Source organism: Phytohabitans rumicis (genome assembly GCF_011764445.1).
Lineage (GTDB): Bacteria > Actinomycetota > Actinomycetes > Mycobacteriales > Micromonosporaceae > Phytohabitans > Phytohabitans rumicis.
In genome coordinates this window covers 2,579,596-2,591,920 of sequence record NZ_BLPG01000001.1, presented here as the reverse complement: position 1 = coordinate 2,591,920, position 12,325 = coordinate 2,579,596, and the positions used below count along the sequence as shown (strand labels likewise).

Annotated in this window: 9 protein-coding genes and 2 pseudogenes; all 11 read right to left on the bottom strand. The window is 70.8% G+C overall.

From position 1 onward, the window contains the following. Nucleotides 1-17 precede the first annotated feature (17 nt). Nucleotides 18-1,578: pseudogene (locus tag Prum_RS11110) on the bottom strand (alpha/beta hydrolase). Between the two features lie 23 nt (nucleotides 1,579-1,601). Then, nucleotides 1,602-2,765 carry an acyltransferase family protein gene (locus tag Prum_RS11105; RefSeq protein WP_173076196.1) on the bottom strand — a complete coding sequence of 388 codons (1,164 nt, stop codon included), beginning with the start codon at nucleotides 2,763-2,765 and terminating at the stop codon, nucleotides 1,602-1,604. 69 nt (nucleotides 2,766-2,834) lie between these two features. Further along, nucleotides 2,835-3,599, bottom strand: coding sequence for a DUF1775 domain-containing protein (locus tag Prum_RS11100; RefSeq protein WP_173076194.1), 765 nt, complete (start codon nucleotides 3,597-3,599; stop codon nucleotides 2,835-2,837). A 66-nt stretch (nucleotides 3,600-3,665) separates the two neighbouring features. Further along, a complete protein-coding gene (locus tag Prum_RS11095) occupies nucleotides 3,666-4,559 on the bottom strand; it encodes a Pecanex-like protein 1 (RefSeq protein ID WP_308785349.1) in 894 nt (297 codons plus the stop codon). A 434-nt stretch (nucleotides 4,560-4,993) separates the two neighbouring features. Beyond that, on the bottom strand, nucleotides 4,994-5,899 hold the full coding sequence (locus Prum_RS11090) for a DNA-3-methyladenine glycosylase family protein (protein ID WP_173076190.1): 906 nt from the start codon (nucleotides 5,897-5,899) through the stop codon (nucleotides 4,994-4,996). Nucleotides 5,900-6,213: 314 nt separating this feature from the next. Next, nucleotides 6,214-6,951 (bottom strand): DUF4142 domain-containing protein, encoded by a 738-nt coding sequence (locus Prum_RS11085; RefSeq protein WP_173076188.1) that lies wholly within the window; start codon nucleotides 6,949-6,951, stop codon nucleotides 6,214-6,216. Nucleotides 6,952-7,350: 399 nt separating this feature from the next. Then, on the bottom strand, nucleotides 7,351-7,974 hold the full coding sequence (locus tag Prum_RS11080; protein WP_246277807.1) for a hypothetical protein: 624 nt from the start codon (nucleotides 7,972-7,974) through the stop codon (nucleotides 7,351-7,353). A 281-nt stretch (nucleotides 7,975-8,255) separates the two neighbouring features. Next, entirely contained in the window at nucleotides 8,256-9,059 is an 804-nt protein-coding gene (locus Prum_RS11075; protein WP_173076184.1) for an anti-sigma factor family protein, read from the bottom strand. Continuing rightward, nucleotides 9,056-9,745 carry a sigma-70 family RNA polymerase sigma factor gene (locus tag Prum_RS11070; RefSeq protein WP_173083633.1) on the bottom strand — a complete coding sequence of 230 codons (690 nt, stop codon included), beginning with the start codon at nucleotides 9,743-9,745 and terminating at the stop codon, nucleotides 9,056-9,058. Before Prum_RS11070 ends, Prum_RS11075 begins: the two co-directional genes overlap by 4 nt. 69 nt (nucleotides 9,746-9,814) lie before the next feature. Beyond that, nucleotides 9,815-10,696 (bottom strand): annotated as a pseudogene (locus Prum_RS11065) (spermidine synthase); the annotation flags it as partial. 623 nt (nucleotides 10,697-11,319) lie between these two features. Further along, nucleotides 11,320-12,276, bottom strand: coding sequence for a hypothetical protein (locus Prum_RS11060; RefSeq protein WP_173076182.1), 957 nt, complete (start codon nucleotides 12,274-12,276; stop codon nucleotides 11,320-11,322). Nucleotides 12,277-12,325 lie beyond the last annotated feature (49 nt).

The window sequence follows — 12,325 nt, the reverse complement described above, 5'->3', positions numbered from 1 at the left end:
GGCGATGGTCGAGCAGCTCAACGGGGTGGGCAGCGCCGACCGGCCGGGGCACCTCCAGCGAGATGAAGTAGTTGTCGACCGTCTCGGTGACGCAGGAGGTCTGCGGGTACGCGGTGTGGCCCTCGCCCTCCCAGGTCAGCACGACGCCGACGCCCAGCATGTCGGCGAGCTTGGCCGTCTGCTCGTACGGCGTGGCCGGGTCGCCGGTCGTGCCGACCACCAGGATCGGCGGCGCGCCCTTGGCCTCTCCCGTCGGGTACGGGTCGCGCTCGGCCGGCCAGTACGCGCAGGTGAGCATCCCGACCGCCAGCGGCGCCCCGAAGAGCGGGTACTTGGCCCGCCACTGGGACTGCAGCGACCTGATCTGCGCCACCGACGGCTTCTTGGCGTTGTCGGCACAGTTCACCGCCGCGTTGGCGTCGAAGAGGTTGGAGTACTGCCCGTCGGCGTCCCGCTCGGCGTACGAGTCGGCCAGCTCGAACACGCCGCTCGCGTCGCCGGCCTGCAGGTCGTCGATCGCCTTGGCCAGCTGCTCCCAGCCCTGCTCGGTGTAGAGCGAGGAGATCACCGCGTAGAACACCCAGCCCGCGGTGGCCTCGCGCGAACCCGAGCGCACCGGCGAGACGCGTGCCTTGTCGATGGCGGCGGTGACCGCGCCCTTCGCGTCCGGCGCGATCGGGCAGCGGCCGGCGTTCTGCGTGCACCAAGTGGCGAAGTTGCCGAACGCCCGCTCGAACCCCTTCGCCTGGCCCTCCGACCCGGCGACGAAGTCCTGGCCCGGGTCGACCGCGCCGTCGAGCACGAACGCGCGGATCTTGTTCGGGAAAAGCTGGGCGTACGTGGCGCCGAGCAGCGTCCCGTACGAGTACCCCAGGTAGGTCAGCTTCTCGTCGCCCACCGCGGCGCGTACCGCGTCCATGTCGCGGGCCGCCTGCTCCGTCGCGAACAGGCGCAGGTCGGCGCCGTACTTCGTGCCGCAGCTCTGGCCGATCCGCTGGTTGAGCCCGGCGTACGCGTCGAACTCCGCCTGCGTGTCCGGATCCGGGTCGGCGCCGAACGTGGCGTCGAGGTCGGCGTCCGAGATGCACTCCACCGGGGACGACCGGGCCACGCCGCGCGGGTCGAAGCCGACGATGTCGAACCGGTCGGTGATCTCGGCGGGCAGGCCGCCGAACCGCGCCCGAACGACAGGTAGACCGCCGTGTCGATGCCGGAGCCGCCGGGCCCGCCCGGGTTGACCACGAGCGATCCGATCCGGTCCTTCTGCTGGTCGGACCGGGCCCGCAGCAACGCGATCTGGAACGTCTCGCCGTTGCCCGGGCTGGCCCAGTCCTCGGGCACGGCGATGGTCGTGCACTCGTACGTCATGCCGTCCGCGGTGCGCCCCACCAGGTCTTCCGGGATGTCCGAGCAGGGCCGCCACCGCACCGTCTCGCCGCTGGCCGCGGGCGCCGGCGTGCCGGGCGCGGCGTTGTCGTCGCCGTCGGTGTTCGGCGCGTACACCGGAAGGGTGCAGCCGGCGGCGATGAGCGCCCCGACGACGATGCCGGTCAGAACCCGGCGTTGGGTGCGAGCCACCCGGCCAGGCTACCCGCGCCCGCTCAGTAGACCGTCAGGGCGTACGCCGCGAACGCCATCGCCACCGCGCCCGCGAGCATCCGGTGGGCGTCCGTGAGCGCCTCGATCCGCCGGGCCAGCGCCACCAGCCCGGCCAGCACGGCCGCCAGCACCGGCAGCCAGGCGGCGCGGGCCAGCACCCAGGAATGGGCAGCCGGCCGGTCGGTCAGGCCGTGCGCACGCACCGCGAGGCAGAGCACCACCACCGCGGTCAGGTGCCAGCAGAACACCCGCATCGCGTTCAGGTTGACGGCCGCGACCGCCGCCCACAGCCGGGCCCGCCGGCGCAGCAGCGCGTCGAACCGCTCGCGCAGCAGCAGTGCGGCGCCGGCCTGGACCGCGGCCAGCGCCGGCACCAGCAGCGACGGCGGGCTCGAGTTGGACCGGTCCGCGCCCGGCACGCCCACCATGCTCGCCGGGTAGTCCAGCCAGCCCAGCAGCGCGGCGAAGAGTGCGGCGCCGCCGCCCAGCAGCCCCCACGCGGCCCGCCGGCCGAGCCGGCCGCGCGCCCACGCCACCCCGAGCTGGTAGGTGAAAAGCCACGCCGGCAGCACGGTCAGGTAACCCAGGCTCGCCGGCACAGCGTCCGCCCACGGCCCGTACCGGAACAGGTCGACGACGGCCACCGCCGCGGCGAAAGGCAGCGCGGCGAGCGCGCCCAGTCGCTGGTCCAGCCGCATCGTGTACGGCGTAAGGGCGGTCACCGCAGCGTAAACGGCGATGAACCACAGTGGCTGGACAAACAGGACGGTCCAGGTGCGCAGCGTCCCGCCCGGCACCCCGGCGAGCGCCGCCACCGCGAGTGCGGCGGTGAGCGCGGTGGTGGCGGCGAGCACCGGCGCACCCAGGCGCACCAGCCGCCGGCGTACCCAGAGACTCGAGTGCGTGGACGCGGACCTGGCAGCGGCGAACCCACCGACGAGAAAGAAGAGCCCGAGCGTCTGCAGGAGCCAGCTCGCGGGCGCGAGCCCGCCGAGATAGCGCAGCGGGCTGTCGATGCGCAGGCTGCCGTCGGGGCGGGCGGTGAGCGCGGTGACCAGCCAGTGGCCGCCGACGACGCCGAGGATCGCGAGGGCGCGCAGTCCGTCGACGGCGCGGTCGCGGGTGTCCGGCGTCGCCTCGGCGACTCGCTGGGTGAACCCAGGCATGCATCGACGGTAGGGAATGCCGGCAACCCGGGGATCCGCCTGTGTACTCAGTCAGCTAGGGCGCCCTACTCAGGCGTCGGCGGTGGCCTTCTCGCGCTCGGGTTCTAGCGGCGCGGTGAGCGCGTCGGTGCCGCCGCGGCGGCTGCGCAGGATGAGCCAGCCGCCCGCCACGCCCAGTCCCAGGCCGGCGAGCAGCCCGGCCGCGAGGATGCCGTACGCGCCGCCGCCATCGTCGGACGCCGTCGCCGCGGGCTGGATGGCCTGCTGCTCGGTGCCGCCGCCGTGGTGGTTGCCTCCGCCGGCCACGGGCGCCCCGGTCAGGCGTACGACGACGGCCGGGTGGGCGCCGCCGGCCGGGTCGGCCCAGCGGACCACCGTGCCGTCCGAATACGTCTGCACGAGCGTGAACACGACCTCGTCGCCCTGGGTGGGCATCGGTCCCATGGAGACGGTCAGCTCCGGCGCCTGCCCGGCCTTGGGCGCGCCGGACACCCGGGTCCACGTGATCGTCGCCGTCACCTCGGAGACCGGCATGCCGTGGAGCCCGTCCACCGCCTGGTTCGCCTTCCGCATGGTGGTGGCGGGGGCCCAGTCGTTCTGCGACATCGGGTAGATCTCGGCGACCACGTTCGTCTCGGGCGCCAAGAGTTGGACCTTCGTCGTGTACGCCCCGGGCCGGTCCTCGGTAAGCCGGAACGTCACCTTGGTGCCGTCGCCGCGGATGGCCTCAGACGGGGTCGCGGTCACGTCCGCCGCCGCGGGCGACGCGAACGCCAAGGCGCCGAAGATGGCGGCCCCCACCGCCACGACAGCGGTACGCCGGTTGCGAAGCATGAAGAGCCTCCTAGCTGCGCAGGGGGCACGGACCAGGTGGTCCGTGCCCCGTACGCGTGTCTGCCGCTATCGGACCTGGACGCGGACCGCGTCGAAGGCGGGTTGTTGGTTGGCTCGTTGCATCATGGGGATGCGGTGTGAGGCGTCGCCGGCCCAGGAGGCGCATTGGAAGGTGCCGCGTTGGGCGAGGCCGGGTACCCGGATTTCGATGGTGTCGGGTTGGGCGTTGCCGCCGCCGTCTTCGGTGGCGACGAAGAACGCGGGTGCGGGTGCGGGGTCGGGGGCGTTGTTGGTGTTGTTGAGCAGTCGGCAGCTGGTGTGGAAGTGGCCGCGGACCAGGCCCTGGGCGTTGAGGATGGACATGTCGACGTAGTAGCCGCCTTGTCCGGCGGGCAGGAACCGGTCGCGGACCAGGTTGCGGGTGCTGACCCGGATGACGAATGGTTCGTTGACGCCGACGTTGCGGGGTGCGCTGGTGATCAGTAGGGAGGGGTTGGTGTCGGCGTTGCCGACTTCGCCCATTTCGGTGTCGACGCAGCGGTTGCCGTTTTGGAAGCCGTCGTGGATTTGCAGGCCGTTGCCTTCGGAGCACTCGTCCGGGCCGAAGTCCAGGGGCGGCGGTGCGGTCGTCGGCGCGGTCGTCGCGGGCTGGTTGTTGCCCCCACCGTTGTTGCCGCCGTTGTTGTTCCCGCCGTTGTTGGTGCCCGACGTGGTCGTCGCACCCGGCGTCGGGTTGCCGGTGCCGGTGCACGCCTGGCCGTCACCCCAGTAGTTGCGGACGGTGCGGCCGTTCTGGCGGCTCGTCGTGACGTTCTGCTGCCCTTGCGGCGCGGTGCCGTTGGGCGCCGGGCGGCACGCGGCGGCCGGGGCACGCCCGCGGTTGCGTTCCCGCCGGCTCTCCGCGGAAGAGACCTGCGTCACGGTGATGATGCCGCCGAACACCACGAGCGTCGCAAGCACGGCAATGATGCGCTTGTTTCGCCCGCTGGTGGTCGATCTGCGCCGTTGTGCCGACCTGTACATGTGGGGTCCTTCTCCTTCTCGTCAAGGGCGGCGCGGTGGGCAGGCGTCGTCCGTTGAGGGATTGCCTCGCTGTAGTACGTGCCGGAGGCGGGTGCCGATTAACGTCCGAGGCTCCAAACGCGACGAGTACGCACCACGTCTATCCGCAGACCAAACCTAAAAGCGGCCGTCGATTAGTGTCAAGCGACGAAGAAGGAATTAAGGTTCCGGCCGGTTCTTTAATTGAGATTTATGCTAGGCGCTTCATCGCGCCAGCATCGTCCGATCGGTTGATCCCGGCGGTTCAACGATCTTGGAACTTTTTTGAAATCCCTGGTCAGCGCCCTGAGCAGGGCCGATGCCGTCCGCCCTCGATCGCTGACGGAGAGTGGTCAGAACCGGGCGAAAGAACGGATCGGCATGCGCGGGCCAAAACGCGGCGCCGCAATTCCGGCCGCTTCCAAGAGTACGCACACTCGGCCCCGATGACCGCTAAACGGCTCAAGCAAAGTCAACATCCGCGCGTCGTCTCCACGCGCTTCTCCGGCAAGCGCCCACGCCACCGTGTTGGGAATGTGATAGTCGCCGACACTTACCGCGTCGGCGTCGCCGTACACGGTCCTGACGACCTCGGCGGCGGTCCAGGGCCCGATTCCCGCGATGGCCGTGAGGCGCCTGGTGGCCTCCTGGCTGTCGGCACACGCCTCCAGGCGGGCGGCGACCGCGGCCGCGCGGCGCAGCGTGTCCGCGCGGCGCTGCTCGACGCCGAACGGATGGAAGACCCAGTACGGCGTGGCCGCGACCGCCTCGGCGGGCGGCGGCAGCAGCAACCGCTCGACCGGACCCGGCGCCGGCTCGCCGAAGTGCCGGGCCGTGGCCGCGTACGCCCGGTACGCCTCCTTGCCGGTCACCTTCTGCTCGAAGATCGCCCGCAGCAGGCGCGGGAACACCTGACCGGTCGCCGGCAGCCGTACGCCGCGGTGGGCGCGGGCCAGCTGGGCGACGACGGGGTGAGCGGCGGCGAGTGCGGGGAAGCCGGTGACGTCGTCGTCCAGCCCGGCGATCGCGCCGGCCCGGTCGATCAGCCAGCTCGCGCCGGGACCGTAGGCGGTGGCGGTCAACGCGGCGCCGTCCCGGCTCAACGCGAGGGTGCCGGGACCGTCCGGAGTGCGGCTGGCGTACCAGAAAACGCCCTCGACGAACCGTGCGCATGGATCGTGCCGGCCCATCGGCAGCAGCCCCACCGAGCCGGCGAGGTGGTAGTCATCCGGCGGATCCAGTACCCGGCGCACCTGCACACTGTGCCATGCGGGGTAGGGTGGCTGAGACGGCGAGCACCGGGACACGGACGGGGTGTCCCGGTGCTGCCCTTTCCGGAGCGTTTCGCGAGGCCCGGCGGTCGTACCCTGACCTCTCCCTTCGCGCTGGGGTCTCCAGGCCCTTCCCGTGGGGCGCCTCGTTTGGGGGAACTTGGCGCCACCGCCCGCTGGCTGGTGCGCGACCTGCGTCTACATCGTGGGCTCTCCGACACGATGTCGACTGGCCGGTGGGCGGGTGTGCGATCCGCTCTAGAAAGTCTTCTTATTTACTTTGGGTTGTTCCGCTCTGCTCACTACCGAGGGCGGAACAGTCGGAACGTCGTCGCCCCGCCGGCCACCAGGGCCACCAGGAGCACTACCCAGATCACCGCCGGGTCGACCCCGCCGATCTGGGACCGGGCCTGCGCGCTGTTGAGGATCCCGCTCGCCGCTTGCGCGTTGGCGGGCTCGGGGGGCAGCGGCAGCTCCGAGTACTTCACCAGGCCGGTGCTTTCCAGCAGGGTCAGGTGGTTCATGACGAAGCCGTTGGTGTCCTGCGCGAGCTTGCGGACCACGTCGTTGCGCGTACCGGTGCGGACGCCGGCGATGACCGGGAAGATCTTGCCGTGCGCGGCCCGCAGCCGGTCGACGAAGACCTGGTCGAAGTCGGTGCCAGCCTTGGCCTCTTCCATTTCGGCCAGCCACTTCTGCTGGTCCTGGTTCGGCTCGTTGGGAAGCTGGTAGTTCAGCTTGTTCGCCGCGTCCACCACGAGCCGGTCGAGCTGGGCGTGCTGCTTGGCGATCTCCTCGCCAACCTGGCGGACCCGGACGCGCCCGCCCTTCTCCACGGCCATGTTGCCGGCCGGCATCTCCCAGAGGCCGGCGAGCCGTACCGCCGACAGCAGGTTCTTGTCGGCAGCGGTGAGGGGCGTGTCCGGGGCGGCCTGCGCGGCCATCGGTACGGCCAGCGAGCCGAGCATGCCGATGACCAGGCCGGCAAGGACGGCTGCCGCCCGGCGCGATGCGGGTGCCGCGAGTCGTCCCCTGTACATCTATTCAACCTCCAACGTCGAAGCTGGGAGAAACGGTATTGCGACCTCAAGGAATCGTCAATCTGGCGGGGCCAGAAATAGGGATTTCTTAGGTGACATTTAAAGCGAACTTATGGCGGCGGGATTCATCTTGGGGGCATCGGCCGTTCGGCTGATGTCGGCGGTTCAACCGCTGGCCAAGGTCGTGGTCCTGTCATTTCCCAAGTTTGACCATACTGGCTCACGGCACCGGGCGGAATAGCTGCTCAAACGCGATTCACGGCGTACTTTCCGCGCTGGCTCGCCCCCGGGTCGGAGGCATCGTGCTGCGCGGCGACAGGCCCTCTTGGGGACGGCCAAACGGCGGCGGCCGGTCGTACCCACGAGGGTTACGACCGGCCGCCGCCATTGCGCGCGTGCTTAGTAGCTGTAGTCCGAGCTGCCGCTCTCCTTGTCGTCGCTGTCCGCCGGCGGCGCGACGGCCTTCGGCGTACCGGTCGGCAAGCAGGTCAGGTTGCGCTTGCCGTCGGGGGCGACCACGAACCAGGTGCCGCCGACGCCCTGGCCCTTCCACTGGCCCGGCTTCTTGTCGCCGATGTAGCGGTACAGGGCCCATCCGCCCAGCGTGAGCTGCTTGGTGCCGTCCGAACGGGTGAGCACACCGACCTTGTCCTCGTCGATGCCCTCGAGCTCGGGCTTGCCGTCGTCGGTGTATGACGGCGGCCAGACCGCTGCGCACTTGTCCTCGCAGTTGCTCGCCGCCGGGTTGACCGTGTCCTTGTCGAACCGGTACAGGATCCAGCCGTCCTGGTCGAGGACCACCTTCCCCATCCGGGGCAGGGTCTTCGCGGTCAGCTTCGTCGTGATCGGGACGTCCTTGGTGGCCTCGTCGCCGGTCTCCTCGGCGTCCTCGGCGGCGTCTGGGGTGGCGTCGGGCGTGGGAGTCGCCTCCGCCGCCGCAGCCGCCTGGTTGGCAACCTCAACCTGGTCGCCGTCGGCCTGGTCGTAGCCAGCCGGAGCACAACCTTGCAGGGCGAGTGCCACACCTGCCAGAGCGCCTGCGAGGATAGCGGTTCGCTTTCCCGGTATCACTTGCCCTCCCTGATGCTTTCGTCCACATGGGCCTTGTCGACAGTGAGTACGGGAGAACGGTCGGGAAGGATGAATGATCGACCGAGAACAATTTCACAGGCAGACCTTGAACCAGGGCTGGTCAGCGTGCGTGTGCAGGTATGCGAGGGGTGTGTACACCCCGAATTCTTAAGAGAAGTTAAGGGGTGTGGACGCCGATTCCGGCGGCCACACCCCTAATTCTTAACTAATCCTTAAACGGGGATGGTAACCAGCGACTCGACAACGCCCGCGTCGCTTACCGCCTGCACCTGGAGGCGGTCGATCTCGTTGCGTGGCGTGGCGGTGCTGCCCTGGAGCACCAGCGGCTGCGGCTCGTCCTTCGTGCCGTAACCGGACGTGGGGACCGTCCAGCTGCTCACGATCTCGCTCTTCCCGTTCTCGTGGAAGACCATCAGCCGGCACTGGCGGGGCCCGCTCAGCTTGGTCAGCTGGAACGACACCTGGGTGCCCCAGATCTTCGTCTCCAGCACCAGCTTGGCGTCCACCCCGGTCTGCACGTCGGTGGCGCTGAACTCCTCGCCGTCCTCGCTCAGCCCGCCGGGGCCACCGATGCCGGGGCCGTTCGTGTCCGGGTCGGCAGGGGTGGCCGGCGCGCTCGTCGACGGGGTGTTGTTGCTCTGCGCGACGACATCGCGGGGCGTGCTGCTCTCGCCGAAGAGGCGACCGCCGGCGAAGAGCGACAGCCCGGTCGCCAACGCGAGGACCACGACTGCGGCCGCGGCGGCGAGGAGTTGGCGGCTGCGGGCGCGGCGCCGGTGTGCGCCGACCTCGACGATCATCCGGTCGAGCAGGTGACCGTCCGATCTGGACTGCTCCGCGGTGACGAGGCTCTCACTGTCCACCTCGGACAGGAGGTTGACGACGGGCAGCATCGACTCCAGCTCGCCCGCGCACGCCCAGCAACCGGCGAGGTGCTCCTCGAAGCGCTCCGCCTCTTTCGCGTCGAGCACGCCGAGGGCGTACGCAGCGACGTCCCAATGCGCTGCCCGGCTCATCCGGTCACACCCCGTTGCTGTAGCGCGCTCCGTAATGCACGGAGCGCATAATAGACCCGCGACTTGGCCGTACCCAACGGGAGCCCCAGTGTCTCGGCGGCCTCGGGCACGGTCTTACCTCGAAAGTACGTCTCCAGGATGATCTCCCGATGCGGCTGGCTGAGCGTACGCAGCGCGTCCGTCACTGTCATCAGCCGCAGCACGCGCTCGGTCTCGTCCGGCTCGGAGAAGCTCTCCAGATCCCGTCCGTACGTCTCCGGTGGCCGCGCGTTCTCGCTGCGGTGGTCGTCGATCGCGATCCGCCGGGCCACGGTGACCAGCCACGGGCGCAACGACGACTGGCCCTGCGCGCCGAGTCGGTGGGCGTTGCGCCACGCGCGGAGCAGCGTCTCCTGCACGATGTCTTCGGCTCGCTGGCGGTCGCCGCCGGTCAGGCGCAGCACGAACATCAGGAGCGGACCGGCGTGCTCCTCGTACAGCTCGCGAACCAGAGCGTCGTCGTGGTTCGGTGCCGTAGACCCGGCATGGTGGCGCCCGGGGGCGGGGCGTGGCGTCACGGCCTCATCATGGCGTGCTGCCGCGCCTCCGTCGATAGCCTGCCAACGATTCGCCGAGCGCTGCGGTGGCACGGCGGACACCCGGTCCGTCGCCCGGCTTCCGCGCCACTCGGCGGCTACCGCGTACATAGGCTCTCCAGCGGCGTCAGCATGCAGTCCTCCATCGGGCATCGCAGGTTCGAGATCCTCGGACCATGCTCTGGTACGGCTATAGATGCCCCACGGATCAACCGCGGCCGAAACTGGCCGGGGAGGGTTGGACGGCTGGGCGCGGGCGTCATCGACAACCCGAATACCCGTGACGAACCGGTCTAATTCGCTCCCGTGTACGACCCGTCCGGGGAACCAGTCGCCAGCCACCCGCCGCGCCAGATCGCCGATCGGCGGCTCGGTCCGGCCGGCCACCATCACAAGGTTGCCATACCGCCGGCCGTTCAGGACCGCTGAGTCCGCGATCATGCAGGCGTGCGGCAGCGCCGCGCGCACGGTGGCGACCTGCCCGCGGGCGTACGCCAGCGGAGGCCCGTCGGCGACGTTGACCAGATAGGCGCCGCCGGGCGCGAGCACGCGGGCCACCTCGCCCGCGAACTCCACGGACGTCAGATGAGCCGGGGTACGCGCACCGGCGAACACGTCGGTGACAACCAGGTCAAAATGGGCATCTTGGAACGCCCCGAGGGCCGCCCGCGCGTCGGCGACCCGCACCCGCAACCGGGGATCCCGCGGCCACGGCAACTCCCGCCGCACGAACTCGACCAGCGCCCCGTCCACCTCCACGACCCGCTGGAGCGACCCGGGCCGGGTCGCCGCGACGTACCGGGGAAGGGTCAGCGCGCCCCCACCCAGGTGCAGCACCCGCAGCGGCTGCCCATCCGGCGCGGCCAGGTCGATGGCGATCGCCATCCGTCGCACGTACTCAAAGTCCAGGTACCTCGGGTCGTCGAGGTCGACGTGTGACTGTGGCGCCCCGTCGAGCAGCAGCGTGTACGACCGCGCCCGGTCAGGGTCGGGAACCAGCTCAACACAGCCCGAGTCGACCTGTGCCGAGATCCGCCCCGCCGCCCGCCGCCCACGCCCCACGCGCGCAAGTATCCCCGCCCACTCTCCACCCAACGCCCACCCCGCGCCCGCCTCGCCCCGCGCCCGCGCCCGCGCGCCCGGCGCCGCGCGCCCGCGCCTTGTGCGCGTCGATCAAGGACTTTTGCGTCGATCAAGGGCGAATGGTCGTGCTTTGATCTCCGATCCACGGCCGTTTGCCCTTGATCGACGCAGAAATCCTTGATCGACGCGGTGGGCGAGGTGGGGCGGCGCTGGGCTGGCGAGCCTCAAAAGGGGACCCTTGTTGGGCGCTCGGGCGTGAGTGGGGCGCCCCTGTACCCGCTATGCCGTGAGTGGGGGCGCCCCACTCACGGCCCGTCCCCAGGAGGGGACCCCTACTCGCGGGTAACACCTCGCACCGAGCCCCGGGCCCCACCCGCCGGCGTCCGCCGCCAAGTGGGCAACCTCCCCGTGCCCCCACCGCGCCGATCAAGGACTTCCGCGTCGATCAAGGGCAAACGGCCGTGGTTTGGAGATCAAAGCACGGCCGTATGCCCTTGATCGACGCAAAAGTCCTTGATCGACGCGCGGCCCGCGCAACGGCCCGCGCTGGCCCGCGCGGCGTGGGCTGCGGAGCGGAAGCCGAGGTGAAGGGGAGCGGGGCGTTACGTTGTGCGGGATGCGGCCAGCGTGAGCGCGCGGTGCAGCAGACGGGCATCGCCGAGCAGCCCGCGCAGCCGCCGTTCCAGCCCGGCGATCGGGATCAGGTTTTGCGGCGCACGCGGATCCTTGTACGGCGTCGACGCGAACCGGGGCAGCGTCACCAGCGACAAATGCGCCAGCTCGACCGCCTGCGCCACGGTCAGGTCGGGGGAGCACTCCACCCGGACGATGCCGGCCCACGGGGCACCGCCCGAGCCGGGCAGCCGCAGGTACCAGGACCAGCCGCCCCAGGCCGTACCCAGCGCGAAGACCGGTGAACGCTGCCCCGCCCGCAGCGAGGTGACCACAGCGGACAGTGTCGCCGGCAGGTACTGGCTGTGCTGAGTCTTGACGTAGCCCAGCGTGCGCGGGAGGTGCCGGCGGTTGCGCAAGGGGCCGTCGACCACCAGGAGGTCGCCGTCGGTGCGCGCGGCGCCCGAGACCTCGACCTCCAGGGCGGTCAGCGGGCCCTGGACGGAGGCGGGCAGCTTGCTCAGCTCGCCGGAGCCGCTGACCTTGTGCAGCGCGTACCGGATCTGGCCGGCGACGACGTCCCGAGCGGACGGGCTGGCGGTGAACAGACCGCGCGCGACCTGCTTGCCGACCAGTTCGGCGGCACCGCGGGCCAGGTCGCAACGCACCACGCCGGCCGCGTACGAGGCGGCCAGCCCCGCGTACGACGCGCCGTCCTCCTCCTCGGTCCACAGGCCCGCGTCGATGCGGCGCACCCCGTCGACCAGCAGTACGACGTCCGGCGGGCGCAGGTCGGGCGGGGCCGTCAGCGGGCGCCACTCGGCGGCGGGCAGCTCCGCGTCGGTGTCGACCTGGGCGGTGCTCGGCGTGGCCGGCCCACCACCGGTGTCCCCTTCGAACGACGCCCCGTACGCCGGGTCCCACGTGTCCACGAACAGCCGGGTCATGGGCCTGCCCGATTCGCGAGCGCAGCGGCGCCGAAAGGCGCCGTCTTAC

Bases quoted from the DNA above. Each gene is read 5' to 3' on its own strand.
- Prum_RS11070 (WP_173083633.1), bottom strand. From the start codon at position 9,745: ATGTACGCGGTAGCCGCCGAGTGGCGCGGAAGCCGGGCGACGGACCGG.
- Prum_RS11100 (WP_173076194.1), bottom strand. From the start codon at position 3,599: ATGCTTCGCAACCGGCGTACCGCTGTCGTGGCGGTGGGGGCCGCCATC.
- Prum_RS11075 (WP_173076184.1), bottom strand. From the start codon at position 9,059: ATGAGCCGGGCAGCGCATTGGGACGTCGCTGCGTACGCCCTCGGCGTG.
- Prum_RS11105 (WP_173076196.1), bottom strand. From the start codon at position 2,765: ATGCCTGGGTTCACCCAGCGAGTCGCCGAGGCGACGCCGGACACCCGC.
- Prum_RS11060 (WP_173076182.1), bottom strand. From the start codon at position 12,276: ATGACCCGGCTGTTCGTGGACACGTGGGACCCGGCGTACGGGGCGTCG.
- Prum_RS11085 (WP_173076188.1), bottom strand. From the start codon at position 6,951: ATGTACAGGGGACGACTCGCGGCACCCGCATCGCGCCGGGCGGCAGCC.